An 18,907-nucleotide genomic window follows, 5' to 3' on the forward strand; every position below is an offset into this window, starting at 1 on the left:
TATTGTCATACCACCCCTCGTTTTTTTGGATGTAACATCATGAGTTTATTAAATATTCAAAATTTGACTTATCACATTGGTGATAAAACTTTATATCAAAATGCCCACTTTGTTCTGTTACCTGGAGAACATGTTGGGATCACGGGAGCCAATGGCGTTGGTAAAACCACGTTATTGAGATTGCTGCAATCTGAATTATTACCAGATGCCGGCAAGATTGAATGGCAGCCATTAGTGAAGGTCGGCTACCTTGATCAACACGCACAACTCAACCCGGCGTTGTCGGTTCGTGAGCATTTAAGACAAGCGTTTTCTGAGCTGTATGAACTAGAAGCGCAAATGATGGCGATTTATTCTTGCCCAGAGAAAAGTGTGGCACTGAATTATTTAAATCAAGCGGCTGAAATTCAAACTAAGTTGGAAAGCGAATCTTTCTATACCTTAGATAACCGAATTGAAGCGGTCGCCGATGGGCTAGGGATCAACGCGTTTGGGATGGAAACACGATTAGCGGATCTCAGCGGTGGACAACGTCATAAAGTCCTATTGGCACAATTATTACTGATAGCGCCTAAGGTGTTGTTACTGGATGAACCTACTAACTATTTAGACCACTCGCATATCCAATGGTTAACAGAATACCTGCAACATTTTGCCGGTGCGTTTATGGTGGTGTCTCATGATCAGCATTTTCTCAATGACGTGACGACTCACATTTGTGATATCGACAAGCAATCTATTCGCAAGTTTAAAGGCAATGTTGCGAAAGCGATGGCGCAAAAAACCAAAGATGAAGCGACCTATATTAAGCAATATCAAGCGCAACAAAAGCACATTGAAAAGCTGGAATCTTTTATTGCAAAAAATGGCGCAGGGGTGAATGCCAGCATTGCGAATGGTCGTAAAAAGCAATTAAATCGAATTGAGCGTATGGTCGCGCCTGAATTGCGTAAACCAATGAGTCTCTCTTTTCTGCAAAGTGGGTTAAGTGCCTCAGAAGGATTAAAAGCAGATCAGCTCGGGATTGGCTATTCTCATTTATTGCTGCCGCGCTTGTCTTTGACCATTCACCGTGGTGAGAAAGTGGCGATTTTAGGTTTCAATGGGGTAGGAAAATCAACATTATTGAAAACCTTGATTGGTGAGTTGCCCCCTTTGGCGGGTAAAGTGGATATCGCTCATGGAGTCAAGCTGGGCTACTTTTCTCAAGAGTTGGCGTGGCATGACCCCCAGATGACACCGGTTAATATCATTAAAGCAGCGTCAGCTACCCTAGACGATAAATCTGCGCGACAAAAACTTGCAGCGGTTGGGATCGGTGGCAAATTGGCGTTGCAGCCGATCGCCTCGTTAAGCGGTGGTGAACAAACCAAAGTCAAATTGTGCGCCTTGGCTCTAAAGCCGACTAATATTTTGGTTCTCGATGAGCCGACTACTCATTTAGATATTGAGGTAAAAGCAGTCTTGCAACAAGCGTTGATTAATTATTCGGGAGCGATCATTGTGGTCTCTCATGAGCCAAGTTTCGTGCAAGGTTGGCCAGATAGAGTGATTGATATTCAACAACTCAACGCTCCACAAATTTAGGTTTAGGAAAAAGATATGTTATTAAAATGCTTATTATTTTTGATTGCGTTTGTGGTCGGTGCTGATGAGTTGATGCTCGGGCCGATCTTAATGCCTATTGGTCATGACCTTGGTGTTGCGCCGGAAAGAGTGACCTTGTTTATTACGGCCTATAGCGTGGCATTAGCTATTATTGCACCAACGTTAGGGGCATTATCGGATCGATATGGACGATTAAATATTATGTTGCCAGCGGCCATATTATTTGGTTTTGCCTCGATAGCAACTGGGCTGGTGGCAAGTTTTGAAATCGGATTAGCCACTCGAGTGATCACGGGTATTGCCAGCGCTGGTATGTTGCCTATTGCGTTTGCTATGGCTGCGGATGCACCAGCAAAAGAAGCGGTTCGTCGAATTGCTTGGGTACAAGCGGGGTTAACCTTTGGTATGATTTCCAGCCCAGCCTTTGGCGCTCTTGTGGCTGAGTGGTTCTCATGGCGCACGGCCTTTATGGTATTGGGTGTTGCTGCTTGGGTATTGGCAATGGGGTTAGTGGTGCAATCTCTAAATGCAAAAAAAGCATCTCAAGCCGTTGCTAATTTAGCGGAAGGCCATACAACTAAAGACGATACAGTTAAAGAGAATACAGCTTTCCAAACGCCAGATCAGAATGAGGAGCAAACCGCTACGACGACGATTTGGGCGCTCCCCGGCGCAAAAGGAGCCTTATTAGCTATGTGTTTAGGATTGGGCGGCGGTATTGGTCTGTTTAATCTGGTTGGACAGCACTTGCGTGATCAGTTTGCCGTTTCCATGTGGTTAGTCGGTGGCTTATATGCAGCTTTAGGCGTGATCAGTGTGATCGGCAATATGTTGATGCCACGTGCGATTGTAATCTTTGGCAATGGTCGCCGTGTGATGCGTGGCGCTTTGGTGGCGTGTGTTATCGTCAGTGTGGCGTTTTATGCTGCCCCAGTTGAACATTGGACGCTGTTATTGGTGCCGTTATTTTTTTGGTCGATGGCTGGTGGCATTGGTTCTCCAGCGTTACAAAGTTATATCGCCCAATTGTCACAGCAACATCGTGGTATGTTAATGTCGATGGGGATGACCATGATGCATATTGGCGTGGCCCTTTGGTCTGCGGTTGCCGGGTTGGCATACAGCTATGGTGTCATGGCGATGTCGGGAGTGGCAATGCTGTTATTTGGCGGGGCGATTTGGGCGCTACGTCCAAGCAAGAACCGTGCGCCTATTTAACTCTACGTTGAGGTTAAATAGCAGATAGCAGTTGAGGTTAAATAATAGTTTGATGCGCTGCAGCATGAAACCAAGATGAAAAAAGCGAGCACTGATATTTGAAGTGCTCGCTTTTTTATAGCGAATTTTTTATATCAAATAAGCGATCAAGGTTCGCTGTATATCCTTGTTTATTGAGTATGAGTCATTATTAGTCGTGCACTTTACGCGCCGTATGGAACAATTTACAAATTAACACAAAGAATAATGGCGCAAAGTAAATCACCAATAAAGTAGCAAAGACAATCCCCCCCATTACCGAAGTACCGATTGCATTTCGAGCATTGGCACCCGCACCAGTACTTAACACCAGCGGTAGTACACCAAGCCCAAAGGCAAGCGATGTCATGATGATAGGGCGCAAACGCATTTCACACGCTTGAATGGTGGCGTCTAAGAGATCCATTCCCTTATCGTAGAGCTCTTTTGCGAACTCAATGATTAAAATCGCATTTTTCGCGGTTAAACCAATGGTTGTTAAGACCCCAACTTGGAAGTAGACATCGTTTTCAAGACCACGCAACATGATGGTGATCAATGCCCCTAGTATCCCGAGAGGAACCACTAAAATGATCGCAAGTGGAATATTCCAGCTTTCGTATAAAACGGCTAAGCAGAGGAATACCATCAGAACCGAAATCGCATATAAGATAGGCGCTTGGTTACCGGCTTCAATTTCTTGATAAGACATTCCGGTCCAGCTGACTTGCACATCACTGGATACTTCAGCGGCGATTCTATTGATTTCATCCATCGCTTCACCGGTACTGTAACCGGGTGCTGCTTCCCCAACAATTTCAACTGCAGAGTTACCGTTATAACGCTGTAGCTGTGGCGAGCCTTGTCCCCAATGCGAGGTACTGAAAGCGGAGATTGGCACCATTTCATCTTGATCATTACGGACATACCATAAGTTCAGATCTTCAGGTGTCATACGATAAGCGGCGTCGGCTTGGATGTAGACTTTTTTCGAACGACCATGATCGATGAAGTCATTGACATACGACGAGGCCCAAGCAATCGAAAGCGTTTGGTTGATGTCATCAATATCCACGCCATAGACTTTGGCTTTGGCATAATCGATATCCAAGAACAGTTGGGCAGTATCTTCTAAACCATTAGGACGGGTCTTTTGTAAGATCGGGCTTTGTGCTGCTTTAGCGAGGATTTGATTACGAATTTCAATTAATTTGTCATGACCGACTCCCGTCATGTCTTCCAAATAAAAATCGAAGCCGGTGGCATTACCCAGTTCACGAATTGCTGGGTTATTGAAGGCAAATATTTGCGCATTCTTATAGCCGACAAAGTGCTGAGTGACACGGTTAATAATGGAGTCAACATCCATCCCTTCACCGGTTCGCTCCGACCAATCTTTCAAACCAATAAACGCCATACCGGCATTTTGACCAGAGCCTGAGAAGTTAAATCCAGCGACACTGAAGACATGATCGACGGTGTCTTTTTCATTTTCTTCAAAGTAATCTTTCACATCCAACATGACTTCTTGAGTGGCTTTTATTGTCGTGCCGGTTGGAGTTGTCACCATCACGACAAAGTCACCTTGATCTTCAGTTGGTAAGAATGAGCTTGGTAATGAATGATACAAATAGGCGGTACCTAAAAATAGCAGAGCGTAGATACCGATAAAGCGTAATGGGCGTTGTAATACCACTTTAACTGAATGATGATATTTACCTAATAAGCGGTCAAATGTGCGGTTAAACCAGCCAAAAAAGCCGCGAGAAGCAACCTTATCATTCGCTTTTAATAATGTGGCACACAACACTGGCGTTAAGACCAAAGCCACAATAACAGACAAGATCATGGCAGAGACAATCGTAAGTGAAAACTGTTTGTAAATCACCCCGGTTGAGCCCGACATAAAGGCCATAGGAATAAACACCACTGACAACACCATAGTGATCCCAACTAAGGCACTGGTGATTTGTCCCATGGATTTTTTGGTCGCTTCTAAAGGAGAGAGTTTTTCCTCATGCATCAAACGTTCAACGTTCTCAACCACCACGATGGCATCATCCACCAACAACCCGATTGCCAACACTAAACCAAACATGGTTAAGGTGTTGATTGAGAACCCCAGCACCGACATGACGCCAAAAGTACCCAATAACACCACTGGAACTGCAATGGTTGGGATCAAGGTGGCACGCCAGTTTTGTAAAAACAGCAGCATCACAAAGAAAACCAAGACGATGGCTTCAAAAAGTGTTTTAACCACCTCGGTGATCGAAATACGAATAAAGCGGTTATTATCCGTGGTTTTTACCATAGATAAGCCTTCAGGGAAGCTTTTTGATAGCTCCGCTAATTTCGCATCCACGGCGTTTTGCGTATCTAATGAGTTGGCACCAGCGGCTAACGTAATCGCAATACCAGAGGCATCGTGCCCCATGTAAGAAGGTAGAACCGAAGAGCTTTCACTGGCTAATTCAACACGAGCAACATCTTTTAATAAAACTTGCGAACCATCGCTTTCGACTTTAATTAAGATGTTTTTAAATTCATCGACCGTAGTTAATAAGCTTTGCGCGGTAATGGTGGCATTGATTAGCTGTGAATCGAGCGCAGGTGTACCGCCCACTTGCCCAACAGTGACTTGGCTATTTTGCACAGACACGGCACTTGAGACATCGACTGGTGTTAAGTTGTAGCTGTTTAATTTGGCCGGATCTAACCAAATACGCATCGCATAAGAAGGGCCAAAAATGGTGACATCACCCACGCCATTGACACGACTGATGACGTCTTTCAAATTTGAATTTGCGTAATCTTGGATATCGCCAGCACTTAAGCTGCCATCTGGAGAATAAAGGTTAGTCACTGACATAAAGCCAGAGGTGCTTTTTGTTACCGAGACCCCTTGGTTTTGTACCGCAGTCGGTAGGTTACTAGAGACTTGCTGTAAGCTGTTTTGTACCTGAACTTGAGCAATGTCAGGGTCAGTATCAGCACTAAAGGTCAGCGTAGTACTGGCACTACCAGAAGAATCACTGGTTGAGGTCATGTACAATAAATTATCTAGCCCGGTCATCCCTTGTTCAATAACCTGAGTGACACTGTCTTCAATATCTTTAGCTGAGGCCCCTGTATATGAGGTGGAAATCTTGACTGACGGTGGGGCAATGGTTGGGTATTGTGCGATCGGCAGTGTGATGATGGCCGCAATACCAGACAGCATGATCACAATCGCAATCACCCACGCAAAGATGGGTCTTTTAATAAAAAAGTTAGATAAAGACATCACTTACCCCTTATTGCTTTCAGTTTGGGGAGTTGTGTTTGTCGTTGAGGTGGTAGCGCTGGTTTGGCTATCAACGATAACGTCGATATCATTTTTCATATTGATGATGTTGCTGATAACGACGTGGTCACCTTGGCTTAGACCTTCTTTGACAATCCAACCATTGTCCACTTCATTGCCTAATACTACGGCTTTTTTCTCTGTTTTATTGTCGGCATTGACAACAAAGACGGAAGGGGCTCCAGATTGACTTCTGACTACCGCCGACTGAGGAACCACTAAGTACTCACGTGCTTCTGGCATCGAAATATGGGCACGCACGTACATCCCAGGCAATAGTGCTCGGTTTGGGTTAGGAATACTTGCTCGTAATGTGATGGTCCCTGTAGAGTCAGACACGAGAGTATTGGAAAACTCTAAATGACCTACTTGGTCGTAGGCGCTACCATCTTCTAGGGTAACGGTAACGGGGATCTCTGCACCATCTTTGAGTAAATTGGAAAAATCTTGTTTGATTTTATAAATTTCGACAGAAGACTGCTGCATATCGATATAGACATTGTCGGTTTGAGTAATGGTGGTTAAATAAGAAGATTGCTCGGCAGTTAATAATGAGCCTTCAGAAACGGTAGAAATGCCGGCTTGTCCTGAGATTGGGGCTTTAATTTGAGTGTAAGATAACTCGATATTGGCATAATCCAGTGCCGCTTGGTAGACCGCAACATTGGCTTGCGCTTCTAGATAAGCCGCTTCTGCATCATCGTAGTCTTGTTGACTAGTCAGTTTTTTTCTTAGCAATTCTTTATAGCGAACTTCGTTTTTTTTGGCGGTATCACGAGTGGCAATGGCTTTTTTTAGCTGCGCTTTGGCACTGTTTACATTGGATTGGTAGGTGGTTGGATCAATCTGATATAACACATCGCCTTCTTTAACCAGAGAGCCTTCGGTATATAAGCGACTTTTTAAGATGCCGGTAACTTGTGGTCTCACTTCGGCTTGATTATAAGCGGCAATACGACCAGGAAGTTCATTCGTTAATCTTAATGTTGTCGGCTCTAAATTAAGGACATCGACATGAAGAGGAGCCATCGCTGGTCTAGCTTCTGAACCCGGGTCATTACACCCCAGAAGTACAAAAGAAAGGAGCAAACACAAGGGTAACCTTAAACGGTTAAGAAAATACATATAGACACCTTTACTGTAAATGATAATGGGTAGCGTGAGTTTCCAACGGCGGTTATCTCATCACGGGCCTAGGTTCATCATAGGTTTAAGCTCATCACTGATCTAGGGTGAGAGTAGGCCATGTGCAGAAGCGCGGTGGTTTGACACTGCGAATCCGACTTAAATGAATCTTTATTTTCTGCGCACTGTCAAACATGGCACAGAAACTTTGTTGTATCTGCAACAAAATTATTATATTGCGAGAAATGTTGTATCTGCAACAATTTTTTGTGTTATATACTATAAGGCTTAGCATAGGACGCTATTTTTCTCATTATAAAATCAACAATAAGAAGCCTAACGATGAAAACACTCCTTAACGAAAAAATTGAACGTCAACCGATGTTTCTTTGTGGTGCAATTCACCGTCTTTTTCGCAATCGTGTCGCCGCTGAATTAGCCAAACAGCAATTGATGACTCTGGAAATGTCGAGATATCTTGCTGCGGTACAAGAAAACAGTCCGCTCAATCAGCAGCAACTGGCAGACATTGTTAAAAATGAACGCAGCGCCACAAAACGTATGGTGGATAACTTGGTTGAGCATGGTTATCTCACCACTTCCAAAGCTGAACACAACAAAAAAATCAAGATGTTACACATAACGCCATTAGCAGAAGATGAGCTGAAAAAAGTAAAAACTCATATTACCGCTATCGAATGTCAACTTTTCGAGTGTTTGACAGAAGATGAGTTCAATGAGTTTTTACGCTTAATCCGTAAAATGGGTTCGGAACATCTCGGTTAGATTACCAGAGTGAATCAGTTAATTCTTGGTATTTTCTAACCTTATAGATTGTGGACGTCGTGATTGCGTTTTTGTTCCTTAGGCTGAAGAAATAAACCAACGATCACCAAGACACAGACCATGAGTGAGCTGAGAAAGACATGACTCGCTTCTCCGGGAATATATTCAATAAATGATGTTAGGAACTGACCAGAAAATACCGACATCGTAAAGTAAGATAAATTACGTCCACGGACATTCGCTGCGCTGCGTTCAACGGTCATGTGATTGAGTAAAGGAATACTAAAACCGAATCCTGCCCCATTAAAAATAGCTCCCATCACCAAAACCAAAGTACCATCTTGGGTAAAACATAAGCTGGCCACGCCATAACAAAGGAACGCTACTATCAATATTTTTGATTCGCTCATGGCGTTGGTCAGTTTGGGCATAAAGTGAGCGGCAACAACAGCGACTAATGAGATAAAAGCTAATAAAAAGCCTACTTGGTCTTCGGTATAATTTTGTGCGTGCATGGTTTTGGGTAACGAAACAATGGCGGTGAAGAAAGTCACCATCGACAGTACTGCGACTAAGTAAATACCTTTTAATGTTAAGCCTTGTGTTGTTTCAGTATGTTGGCTTTGATTGTCGGTACTAGGCTCTGCTGGGTGTTGACGTGGCACAAAAAGCACCAGCATGATTAAAAAGACCCAAGCAATTAAATATAAAGACAAAGGCAAGGCCCAGTGCTGAGTGGCTAACATGCCGCCAATGAATAAGAAAATTACCCCGCCCAATTCGATGGCCATGCCTTGTTTGGCGATCATGCCTAAGCGTGCTTTGCCAAAATACCATTGTGAAATCAAAACAGTACAACCGGCCATTACTACCGAAGTGATCCCACCTAATAAAATGCGGTTAATAAATACTGCTACTGGGCCATGCAACCAATAGACGGTGACGCCTAACAATCCGTAAAAAAACAGACCATAAATCAAGGAAGGGTAAGCCCCAAATTTGTCGATGAGTTTGCCGGCTGCAGGAGCAAAAATAACAGCGCCTAACGCGGGCAATGTCATTAATAACACTGAGTTATCTGTCACACCGAGGGCTTCGGATAAACTGATCAATCCCGGAGCAACTACCGCCCCGACCATGATGGTTAAACAGGCAATACACAATAAGGTGTAGCGGCCTAAAGCGCTTAAATTTTTCATAGCAATACCTAAAACAATGCCAAAAGTTGGTTAAAAAGAAAGGCGAGTGATTGAAGAAAAATAATAAAGCGTCCACATGAATAACAAAAATGATAAAAAACTATCGAATCTATGCCTTATTTGTATAGATTCAACAATGAATAGGATTGAGAGGGCATGAATGAGACGGTGAGAACATGGATGAGATAGAAAGAGGTGGGAGCCTTGGAAATAGACTCAATGTTGAATCAACAAGCTAGGCAAAGTTACCTAGCCTGAGATTTATTAGTCTTTTGCTGTTAAATTTCAGCCTGCTGTTGTTAAGTTCAGCTTTTCACTTATTTATTGCTGTCATTGTGTTGGAAACAAATTAATCCGCCATGAGGCGTTGGATTTCTTCTCTGGTATTTAAGGCGATGTCCACAAAAGCACGCGTAGTCGCACTTTGGTTCGATTGTTTATATTGAAGCTGCACGGGAATATAAGAGTTAGTTTTTTCTATTTCAATAAAATGACAGCCCTCACTGTACAACTTCCGCAGACAATATGGCGCAATGGCAACCCCCAATCCTGCTGCAACCTCAGTGACTAAGGTTTGCATGTGCCTAGGTTGGCTAATGATGTTGGGTGAAAAGCCAGCTTGTTTACACAGCATAATGGTTTCATCGAACAGCCCCAGAGCTTCATCGCGATTAAAAATAATGAAAGGATCTTCTTTTAATTGCGTGATCGTAATAGACGTTGCGGTCGCTAACGGGTGGTTTTCATTGACGATTGCCACCAGTTTATCGATATAAATATCGTGTTTGAAATAATCATCCGCAATTGCATTTGGTAAAGGGCGAGAAAACGAAATATCAATTTGATCTTTTTTGAGCGCTTCTATTTGCTCTGTTGCCGTCATTTCAAACAAAGTAATGTGCACGTGGGGAAATTGCGCTTTATACAAGCGAACGAGCTTTGCCATAAAAGCCAAGCAGGCAGAACTTAAATGCGCAATATTAAGGGTGCCAAGTTGTCCGCTATGAGCACGTTTGACCTGGGTTTTCGCTTGCTCGGTTAAGGCTAAAATCGCTGAGGCATCTTTGAGTAACTGCTCACCGGCTTGGGTAATAGTAACGTCTCTGGAATTGCGCTGAAAAAGCGTCACCCCAAGTTCACTTTCAAGTGCCGAAATATGGCGGCTGATCGCAGGCTGCACCGTATGCAATTGTTTGGCCGCATCGGAAAAGCTTTGATGTTTCGCCACACTGATGAAACTTTTTAACTGTTTGATATCCATGATTGGCTCATTTTAATAATGATGGAGTCCATGAAAGGGCATCTATACAACTTTGATATAGATTCGATAAAATCTTATCATTTTTGTTATTCATCCGTAAGCATTATGCTGCTCTCATTGTTTTTTTCAAATGAGTTTATGATGAATAATTCCACATCTTCTCCAACATTAAGTCGATTTATCTTATTGTTGATGACCACAGCGATTGCCGCAACGGCGGCCAATTTATACTATAACCAACCGATTTTACCTTTGATCGCGCATGAATTTAATTTAAGTGATTCGCAAATTGGCGGTGTCCCTTCTTTAACCCAATTTGGTTACGCCTTTGCTTTATTATTTATTTCACCGCTTGGGGATTCCGTGCCTCGCCGCCGTTTAATTGGCATTTTGTCGTGCCTGTTAGTGGCCGCTTGTGTGGTGGCGGTGATCACGCCGAGCTTTTCATTATTATTATTAGCGGTCTTTTTGATTGGTGTCAGCGCCAATATTACCCAGCAATTAATTCCATTTGCGGCCTCAATGGTGACACCTGAACAAAAAGGCGCAACGCTAGGCACCTTAATGATGGGCTTAACGTTGGGCATTCTGTTATCACGGACCTTAAGTGGTTTCGTTGGAGAACATTTTGGCTGGCGCAGTGTATTTATTATGTCGGCATTATTGGCAGCGATCTTTGGCATTTTATTACGGGCCTTTTTACCTAAGAATCAACCGCAAACCAGCTTGAGCTATGGAGCGTTGTTAAAAAGTACCTTAGCGCTTTTTGTGCAACATAAGTCATTGCGTATTTATACCTTAGCCGGTGCTTGTTGGTTTGCCGCTTTTAATGTGTTGTGGGCGACCTTAGCCTTGTATGTGAGTGATGCACCATTTCACTATAATGCTCAACAAGCTGGTTTATTTGGTGTGATTGCTCTAGCGGGCGTGATCGGTGCCAAATCATCGGGTAAATGGGTGAATGCTCTTGGCTCCAGAAAACTGGTGATGATGGTGTTGATTTTAGCAGCGATAGGGTTTGCGCTAACCGGAGTCTTTATCGGTAACTTATGGGCTTTAATTATCGGTATTATTCTGATTGATTTTGCTGTCTTCAGTGCGCAAGTTGCTAACCAAGTACGGGTGTTTAGCATTGACCCGAGTGCGCAAAGCCGTATCAATGGTATCTACATGTTGGGATATTATTTAGGTGGCGCGGTAGGCTCTGTTGCCGGGGTAAAAGCGTTTGCCTTGTACCAATGGCCAGGTGTGGTGGCGGTAAGTATTGCCTTTATCGTGTTTAGTATCGTGATTAACGCGCTGGCTAAAAAGTAGCCTTAATTTAAACCAAAGGTATCGTGAGTTAGCCATGCTGTGAGCTCACGGTATTTTAGCTAGCCTGATTTTTAACTCATTACAGGATGAATCCCATGAATAGCAGAAAGAACGTTGATGTTTTGTTGTTTGATGTAAATGAAACACTGCTCGATATTACTTGTTTAGAACCCTTTTTTGCTCGCGTGTTTGATGATTCAGCAGTCTTACGCAATTGGTTTGCTGAGTTGGTGTTGTATTCACAAGCGATCACCGTCTCAGGTTTGTATCAACCTTTTGGGCAGTTAGCGGTGGGCACATTAAAAATGGTGGCTGCCAACCATCAGCGTGAGATTTCTGAGCAAGATCTCGAAGAATTCAAATCCTTAATGGGGAATTTGCCGCCACACCCGGATGCACGGCCTGCGCTTACACGCTTAAAGGCAGCAGGATTTCAATTGGCAACATTAACTAACTCGCCGCCAACGGCCTCTCCAACCTTATTGGAAAAAGCTGGGTTGAGTGATTTTTTTACGCACCAAATCAGTGTTGATGAAGTCGGTGTTTTTAAACCGCACCCTAAAACTTATCAGCATTCGGCAAAACAGTTGGGCGTACCATTATCAAAAATTTGTTTGGTGGCTTGTCATTTATGGGACACATTAGGCGCACAGGCAGCGGGGTGTTCTGCGGCGTTTATTACTCGTCCTAACAATAATTTGTTATTGGTGGATAACGTCCCACAACCGGATTTTGTGGCGCAAGATCTCAATGATTTTGCTGACCAAATTATTGGCGGTTAAGCTTATTATGGGCCGTTAAAGCTTATTGCCCGTCAAAGCTTATTGGCAGTTAAACTTTATTGAGCGTTAAAGCATAAGCGATTAACCGACAAAGGCTGGCATCTCTTAGGAGGTGCCAGCCTTTGTTTTATCTATTTATTTGCCTATTTGTTTATCTATTTATCTATTTATCTATTTATCTGTTTAGCCGCCTATTTATTTCTTGTTCTTTCTTGGGTTAACAATCCTGAATGTGTTGGGTCACAAAGGTTTTCTTTCTTACGATGATCCAAATCACAAGAGTAAATAGCCCGACCGTAAATTGAATGGTGCCGAGGTTTTTGATTAGGGTATCTGGATGCAAAGACACTAATGTCATGCCTAAAGCCCCAAACATCATGGAGCAAAATTGAATGATGGCAACTGCCGAACCAGTATCGCTGCTTTGTTGATCGAGCATTAAGTTAGTGCCCGGTACTCGTAAAATCAAAGCCATTAATGTGGCTGGTGCTGCAATGAAGGCAAAGGCCCAAGGCGACCAGTGGCCGATGGAATACATCAATACGCCACATAACATTAACCCAATAAAGCTGGTAGTAATGAGCTTTTCTACCGCAATTTTACGCGACAGTTTGATGTAAATTGTTGGGCCGAATGAGGCGACCAAGGCATTGAATGAAAAGGCATAACTGAACATTTGCTCCGACAGGCCAAATTGATCAATATAGACATACGAGCCGACTGCAAGAAATGACAGCAATGCCATGGGTGGTGTGGTAAAGATGATCAATAACACAATGAAATTAGGATTTTTAATCACAGTGCCTAAACGTCCCCAAGCTTGCAGCATCGAGCCGGTGTAGCGTTGGGGGAGGGTTTCAGTGTACAGCAGAGCAAAGATAGCCGACACGCTACCAAAAATCGCTAAAGCAAAAAACATCATGTGCCAAGAGCCTATCTTTAATAAAAAAGCCCCTAAAATTGGCGCGACCATAGGTGCGATGATCACTAAAGACATAATGGTCGCCATGATTTTGGCACGTTCACGACCATCATATAAATCTTTGACAATGGCGGTGGCGACGACCGTTACGGCACTACCACCAAAAGCTTGCAATAAGCGACCGGTAATTAAAACTTCAATCTGCTCAGAAAAACCGCACAGCAAACTGGCTGAAATATAAATCATCAAGCCGAGCAGCATGACAGGCTTACGACCAAACTTTTCGCTTAATGGCCCCCAAAACAATAAGCCAATCGCGTAGGCTGCAAAATACACACTTAATGTGAGATTGACTAAGGTTTGCGTCGTATTTAACGAATCTATCATGGTGGGCAAAGCAGGAAGATAAAGGTCAGTTGTCAGCGGTGGAAACGCACTAATGACAATTAAAAAAAGTAATAGGCTGCCTTTGTTTAAATACTTTTGAGTGGCTTTCAAAGAATGCTCCAAACTGCTTATCAATGGGGGAATGACCAAAAGGGCGCGATTGTTGAAGCCATCAATATACCTTGAGATCTGGAGATCGGATAGCTTGGCAAATTCGCACATTCATCATAAGAAAACCACTCTTATCTTGCTAGTGGGTTTACACTAATTTAACCTCAGCTACGGTTAATTTAATCATCAATTTGAACTTTGAATGGTGTGAATTTATTCACTGGAATCGATGGCCCTTCGAGATATAGAGGGCCTTCGCAGTATAGTTTGCAGTATAGAGTGAAGGAGAATACCTTCTTAGCTTGTGGCTCATCACGTTGTAACACCTTAATACAAGTTCTCCTTGGGCTTCTCAGTTCAGCTTGGGTAAACTATTGTCGTCATTTCAAAACAGGTAGGTTTATTATGAAAAAGATCATCCCCTTTATTGCGTTATTGGTCACCGCAAATGTATACGCAGCTGGTTTTGACCTTAAAGCCACCATGAAAGAGATGAAACTCGAATTTAAACAAGCTGCCGAAGCGCAGACGATCGATGAAATGAAAGCTCCGGTGACAAAATTAAAAGCCTTGGTTGATAACGCCAAACAAGGTTCTTACCCAGCAGAAAAACAACAAGTGTACCTAGAAGGGTTTAACAAATTGACCGTGACCCTAAATAGTGTTGAAAGCAGTTTAGAGGCGGGCCAATTTGACGCTGCAAAACAAGAATTACGTCAAGTTGATGAACTGCGTGAAGAATACCACGACAAACGCAACCCAAGTATTTGGAGTAAGTTGTTTGGTTAATTGCCTAAATGGTTGATGAAATCAATATAAAACGAGCATTCACTAAGTGCTCGTTTTTTTATGCCTGAGTAGTGCGTGAATGACATCATCACGGCAAATGAAAGAAAAACGATTCTAAGGCAATTCTAAAGATGGATTTAAAGGTTGTGGGTTTTCTAACCATTTGAGTAACTCAATATGGCTGACCACTCGGTTTTGCGGAGCCGATAATACGTAATCTAAAAATGCTTCCAGAGTTTGACGGCGTTGAGCTGCCGTAGTGTGAGTGGGGTGCCATAAATCAAATTGGTCATCGTAATAGTCAGAATGGGCAAGAAAAGTCAGTGGCGCTTTATTACCGAGTAGGCGTTGCTCAACATTGTATTTCAATATGGCAAGCACTTCAGGGCCCGACAGTTTGGCGATATAAAAGAGGTGATGATCGCTTGATTCAATTTTGGGGTTGTGGCGATCAAAGGCATTAAAGTTTGAGGCGATTTTATCGCGTAATGAATAGTGGATTCCATATTGCTGGCTGGTTTCATCATCCGGTATTAATAAGGTATAAACAGGGATTTCCCATAATCCTGCATAGTGGAAACCTGCAGAATAGGAACCTGCATTGTGAGAAATCGGCGGTTGGCGGCCTTGGCTTGTCATCAGTTCAGCTCCCGGACTGCCGTTGTCTAAAGTATAAGGCCAAAATGAATTACCTGCATGATGCGCCGGATCGTAACCTTCCGTAATACTGGCATCGTAGCGAATCCCCAGCTTTTTTAAGGCAGAAAACATGGCCTCAGAATAGGCTAAATAGGGCGCGCGAAAACCGAGTGCTTGGGCATCAATGCCTTGTTGGTCATTCGGGAATTCAGGGTCAGTTTGAGTAAAAGGTTGGCTCATAAGTTGCTGACACTCACCAATTTGTTGTTGCCATTGCTCAGCGGAAAACGTGACGCCGTTGAAGTGATTGAGCGTGTGATTCGCCATTTCGTGACCGAATAAGTGAGCACGATACCAAGTTTCTTTTACATGTCCTGTGTGGGTGGCGAGCTCGTTATTTTTTAAGATCCCTTCACAATGATTGAAAAAGGTGGTGTGAATCGGCTGCCCATCATAAGTCTGTTTTTGTCCATGACCTAAGGGGTTAGTCCGCCGTCCCCATTGTTGTAATACCCAGCGTTGCCCATCGACTAAGTGATTATCATCAAAGGCAATGGCAATGAATTGTGGAACGTCATTTAAGGGAATCCCAGCTGGTGGTTGTTGAGAAGGGGCAACATTAGCGGCTCGTAGCGTTGTGATATTAGCCAATATAAGCGGACACAATAAGGCCCAATAGAAAGCTCTTTTCATCTTGTCTTTTCCCTTCTTTACACTGTAAATAGGTTAAGCATAAAGACAAATATAGCCTTGTTTCCTTAAATGTGTGGAAATGGAAAGCAAGTTAAATGACGATGAAAATGATAAAACTATCGATTACTTGATGAAGGGCAAATTCCCAAACGCAGAAAGGCTATCTTGATTGCTCGCATCAAGGTGAGCGGCTAGTATCACGTGAATTGACTGATAATAATGAGAACTTGGGAATGACCGAATTTGAAAAGATGCTGCAAGGAATGGATTTTGATGGCTTAGATGCGAGTATTTCTGAGGTGCGAGAAAAGGCAAGCCAGTTAAAATTGCAATTAAATCAATCGATCACACTTCCTGAGCAACAAGCAATTTTACAACAAATGCTGGGAAAGTTGGGGCAAGAGAGCATTATCACACCACCTTTTCATTGTGAATTTGGTAAACCTATTTCAATTGGCAAATCGACCTTTGTGAATATGAATGTCACCATGTTGGATAACGCAAGAATTACCATTGGGGACCATGTGTTAATTGCGCCCAATGTACAGTTTTATACCGCCAGCCATTCTTTAGATTTTGAAAGCCGCCGCCGTTGGGAAACATTCAGCCTGCCGATTGTGGTGGAAGATGATGTTTGGATTGGCGGCAACAGCGTTATTCTACAAGGTGTTACCATTGGTGCACGCTCAGTCATTGCCGCTAATTCGGTGGTGACAAAAGATGTGCCGCCAGACTGCTTATACGGTGGCACTCCAGCAACATTGATTCGAAAAATTACGCCACATTCACAAGGCTAAAAGTCAGCCTCCACCTCAAACACCATTCTTTGTTTGGTATAAGGATGATCAAACGCTAAGCGCTGTGCATGCAAGTGTAAGCGGTTGGCTTTTTCACCATAGAGATCATCTCCTACAATCGGCATATTCAAGCCATTTTGGTGGGCGCAATGGACGCGCAGTTGGTGAGTGCGGCCTGTTTTCGGGTACAAATAGACTTTACTACGACCCTCTACGGTCTCGAGTAATTGCCAATGAGTTTCTGCGGCCTTTCCATGTTCAAAACACACCATTTGTCTTGGTCTATCCTCGAGATCACCACGCAAGGGCAGGGTGATGTCTCCTTGTGATTGTGTCAATTCACCATTTAATAATGCCACGTAGCGTTTTTCTACGCCGCGAGTAATAAATTGCTTTTGCAGGCTTTTATTGGCTCGACGCGTTAACGCAAATACCAGTATTCCCGAGGTTGACATATCCAGTCGATGAATGACGAAAGGCCCTTCAACATTAGGATAGAGGGCTTGCAATCGTGTGTAAGCTGAATCTTTGATATTCACGCCAGGTACGGATAAAAACTCCGCAGGTTTATTGATCACCACCATAGCGTCATCTTGATATAAAAGCTCAATGTCCTGATCTTGCGCTGGATTGTCTAATAGCGGATTAGGCTCTAAGGCGATGCCATCTAACATGTGCGTCAAAATCGGTTGGCATTTACTTTGGCAAGCAGGGTAATACTTTTTATGTTGGCGAATTTCAGACTTTGGTGAAGCGCCCCACCAAAACTCAGCCATACAAATTGGCGTAAATTGATGAGCAAACGCATAGTGCAACAACTTTGGAGCCGCACATTCGCCAGAACCGGCTGGTGGCGTTGGGTTATCGGTGTGCTGGAAAATATCTAACAGCGATTTTGCCTGTTGGTCTTGATTGAAAAATTGGTATTGCGCGAACAATTTCTGCTGTAGCTGTGAGGATAAGGTTTTACGTTCCTGTTTGAGCTGCTCTATCACGACCATTTTGCTTTGTAAGGCTTGTTCTGCTTTGCTAATGGTCTGAGCCCAGTGTGCCTTTAGGTATTTTTGCTGCGCTTTTTCAGCGACACTTTGCTTGGCTAAGTCCGCTAATACGTTTTGCAATGCATCCCCTTGTAAACTGGCTTCTGCTTGCTGACGTAAGGCTTTTCTTTGTTTGCGATTTTCAATAATGGAGAGGCGCAATGCTTCTAATTCAGCGCTTGCTTGCTGATTACTTTCAACAATTTGCGTTTGCAGTATCGACAAGCTTGTATCGGCTTTCAGTTGTTTTATTTTGGCATTAATCTCATTGATCGGTGCGGTGCCTTGAAGAAAAAAATCCCCTTCGACCAACATATCAAAAACTGGTGGAACAAAATGTGGCAGATGGTTTTGCTCAGCTAATTTTCCGGAAAAAGCCGACAAATAGCCAAGCTCACCTTGAGCATTTTTGACCACTAACACCCCAAACATTTTGCCACTAGCATTTGAATCACTTGGATGATCTAAACCAAAGTTATGCTGCCAATCTTGTTGCGTTAATAAATGTTGCTGTAATTGCTTAGCGGCAATGTCACTGAGCGGATGCGGCTCATAACAAAAGGGAAAGGTGAATTTTTTCGGTAAGGCAATATGGGAAACATCGGTGATAAACGGGGTAAAACAAGACATGACAAAGGCTCAGATAAAAAAATCACGCCAATTGTACTGGTTTGAAGTGAGATTACCAATTTGGGGGATGTGAGTATTCGGTTTGATTATAGATTTACAACAGAATTTTTGGCTACTTTACTTTGAAAGCAGTATTTATTGTACCTATCAAGAGAATGTTAGAGGTAATGTTTTTGAGGGAAATTTGAAATATTTGAAGTGACCCTATTTAAATAAATCTAATAAAAACATAGTATTATTTA

14 protein-coding genes are annotated in these 18,907 nt (G+C 43.1%); 7 read left to right on the forward strand and 7 right to left on the reverse strand.

The window, feature by feature from the left end; translation table 11 throughout:
* Nucleotides 1-39: 39 nt before the first annotated feature.
* Both VCA1004_RS11515 and VCA1004_RS11520 read left to right on the forward strand, forming a co-directional pair.
* A complete protein-coding gene (locus VCA1004_RS11515; protein ID WP_086981295.1) occupies nt 40-1,587 on the forward strand; it encodes an ABC-F family ATP-binding cassette domain-containing protein in 1,548 nt (515 codons plus the stop codon).
* A gap of 15 nt (nt 1,588-1,602) precedes the next feature.
* Nucleotides 1,603-2,826, forward strand: a complete 1,224-nt coding sequence (locus VCA1004_RS11520) for an MFS transporter (RefSeq protein ID WP_086981296.1) — start codon at nt 1,603-1,605, stop codon at nt 2,824-2,826.
* A gap of 190 nt (nt 2,827-3,016) precedes the next feature.
* Here the strand turns inward: VCA1004_RS11520 and VCA1004_RS11525 are convergent, their stop codons facing one another.
* Both VCA1004_RS11525 and VCA1004_RS11530 read right to left on the reverse strand, forming a co-directional pair.
* A complete protein-coding gene (locus VCA1004_RS11525) occupies nt 3,017-6,130 on the reverse strand; it encodes an efflux RND transporter permease subunit (RefSeq protein WP_086981297.1) in 3,114 nt (1,037 codons plus the stop codon).
* A gap of 3 nt (nt 6,131-6,133) precedes the next feature.
* The gene (locus tag VCA1004_RS11530) at nt 6,134-7,315 is read right to left on the reverse strand and encodes an efflux RND transporter periplasmic adaptor subunit (RefSeq protein ID WP_086981298.1); all 1,182 of its coding nucleotides are present in this window, start codon (nt 7,313-7,315) and stop codon (nt 6,134-6,136) included.
* Between the two features lie 342 nt (nt 7,316-7,657).
* Between VCA1004_RS11530 and VCA1004_RS11535 the strand changes: the two genes are divergently transcribed.
* On the forward strand, nt 7,658-8,101 hold the full coding sequence (locus VCA1004_RS11535) for a MarR family winged helix-turn-helix transcriptional regulator (RefSeq protein ID WP_086981299.1): 444 nt from the start codon (nt 7,658-7,660) through the stop codon (nt 8,099-8,101).
* A 41-nt stretch (nt 8,102-8,142) separates the two neighbouring features.
* Here VCA1004_RS11535 and VCA1004_RS11540 read toward each other — a convergent pair whose 3' ends face one another.
* Nucleotides 8,143-9,300: an MFS transporter gene (locus tag VCA1004_RS11540; RefSeq protein ID WP_086981300.1), complete on the reverse strand. Its 1,158-nt coding sequence runs from the start codon at nt 9,298-9,300 to the stop codon at nt 8,143-8,145.
* A 349-nt stretch (nt 9,301-9,649) separates the two neighbouring features.
* A complete protein-coding gene (locus tag VCA1004_RS11545) occupies nt 9,650-10,561 on the reverse strand; it encodes a LysR family transcriptional regulator (protein WP_086981301.1) in 912 nt (303 codons plus the stop codon).
* A gap of 105 nt (nt 10,562-10,666) precedes the next feature.
* On the opposite strand from VCA1004_RS11545, the gene VCA1004_RS11550 reads away from it, so the two are divergent.
* Entirely contained in the window at nt 10,667-11,875 is a 1,209-nt protein-coding gene (locus VCA1004_RS11550) for an MFS transporter (protein WP_086981420.1), read from the forward strand.
* A 95-nt stretch (nt 11,876-11,970) separates the two neighbouring features.
* Nucleotides 11,971-12,657, forward strand: coding sequence for a haloacid dehalogenase type II (locus VCA1004_RS11555; protein ID WP_086981302.1), 687 nt, complete (start codon nt 11,971-11,973; stop codon nt 12,655-12,657).
* 217 nt (nt 12,658-12,874) lie between these two features.
* On the opposite strand, the gene VCA1004_RS11560 is transcribed toward VCA1004_RS11555, so the two are convergent.
* Nucleotides 12,875-14,077 (reverse strand): multidrug effflux MFS transporter, encoded by a 1,203-nt coding sequence (locus VCA1004_RS11560; RefSeq protein ID WP_232012671.1) that lies wholly within the window; start codon nt 14,075-14,077, stop codon nt 12,875-12,877.
* 405 nt (nt 14,078-14,482) lie between these two features.
* Here VCA1004_RS11560 and VCA1004_RS11565 point away from each other — a divergent pair, with 405 nt between their 5' ends.
* On the forward strand, nt 14,483-14,866 hold the full coding sequence (locus tag VCA1004_RS11565; RefSeq protein WP_086981304.1) for a cytochrome b562: 384 nt from the start codon (nt 14,483-14,485) through the stop codon (nt 14,864-14,866).
* A 114-nt stretch (nt 14,867-14,980) separates the two neighbouring features.
* On the opposite strand, the gene VCA1004_RS11570 is transcribed toward VCA1004_RS11565, so the two are convergent.
* The gene (locus VCA1004_RS11570; protein WP_086981305.1) at nt 14,981-16,198 is read right to left on the reverse strand and encodes a polysaccharide deacetylase family protein; all 1,218 of its coding nucleotides are present in this window, start codon (nt 16,196-16,198) and stop codon (nt 14,981-14,983) included.
* A 233-nt stretch (nt 16,199-16,431) separates the two neighbouring features.
* Between VCA1004_RS11570 and VCA1004_RS11575 the strand changes: the two genes are divergently transcribed.
* Nucleotides 16,432-16,995: a sugar O-acetyltransferase gene (locus tag VCA1004_RS11575; RefSeq protein WP_086981306.1), complete on the forward strand. Its 564-nt coding sequence runs from the start codon at nt 16,432-16,434 to the stop codon at nt 16,993-16,995.
* On the opposite strand, the gene VCA1004_RS11580 is transcribed toward VCA1004_RS11575, so the two are convergent.
* Complete coding sequence (locus tag VCA1004_RS11580; RefSeq protein WP_086981307.1) at nt 16,992-18,665, reverse strand: RluA family pseudouridine synthase; 1,674 nt, start codon at nt 18,663-18,665, stop codon at nt 16,992-16,994. The two genes, VCA1004_RS11575 and VCA1004_RS11580, sit on opposite strands and share 4 nt — an antisense overlap.
* Nucleotides 18,666-18,907 lie beyond the last annotated feature (242 nt).

It is taken from the genome of Vibrio aphrogenes, assembly GCF_002157735.2.
GTDB classification, from domain to species: domain Bacteria; phylum Pseudomonadota; class Gammaproteobacteria; order Enterobacterales; family Vibrionaceae; genus Vibrio; species Vibrio aphrogenes.

Coding starts and splice junctions, on each gene's coding strand:
- VCA1004_RS11525 (WP_086981297.1), bottom strand. CDS start 6,130: ATGTCTTTATCTAACTTTTTTATTAAAAGACCCATCTTTGCGTGGGTG.
- VCA1004_RS11545 (WP_086981301.1), bottom strand. CDS start 10,561: ATGGATATCAAACAGTTAAAAAGTTTCATCAGTGTGGCGAAACATCAA.
- VCA1004_RS11570 (WP_086981305.1), bottom strand. CDS start 16,198: ATGAAAAGAGCTTTCTATTGGGCCTTATTGTGTCCGCTTATATTGGCT.
- VCA1004_RS11575 (WP_086981306.1), top strand. CDS start 16,432: ATGACCGAATTTGAAAAGATGCTGCAAGGAATGGATTTTGATGGCTTA.
- VCA1004_RS11520 (WP_086981296.1), top strand. CDS start 1,603: ATGTTATTAAAATGCTTATTATTTTTGATTGCGTTTGTGGTCGGTGCT.
- VCA1004_RS11580 (WP_086981307.1), bottom strand. CDS start 18,665: ATGTCTTGTTTTACCCCGTTTATCACCGATGTTTCCCATATTGCCTTA.
- VCA1004_RS11565 (WP_086981304.1), top strand. CDS start 14,483: ATGAAAAAGATCATCCCCTTTATTGCGTTATTGGTCACCGCAAATGTA.
- VCA1004_RS11540 (WP_086981300.1), bottom strand. CDS start 9,300: ATGAAAAATTTAAGCGCTTTAGGCCGCTACACCTTATTGTGTATTGCC.
- VCA1004_RS11555 (WP_086981302.1), top strand. CDS start 11,971: ATGAATAGCAGAAAGAACGTTGATGTTTTGTTGTTTGATGTAAATGAA.
- VCA1004_RS11530 (WP_086981298.1), bottom strand. CDS start 7,315: ATGTATTTTCTTAACCGTTTAAGGTTACCCTTGTGTTTGCTCCTTTCT.
- VCA1004_RS11550 (WP_086981420.1), top strand. CDS start 10,667: ATGCTGCTCTCATTGTTTTTTTCAAATGAGTTTATGATGAATAATTCC.
- VCA1004_RS11515 (WP_086981295.1), top strand. CDS start 40: ATGAGTTTATTAAATATTCAAAATTTGACTTATCACATTGGTGATAAA.
- VCA1004_RS11535 (WP_086981299.1), top strand. CDS start 7,658: ATGAAAACACTCCTTAACGAAAAAATTGAACGTCAACCGATGTTTCTT.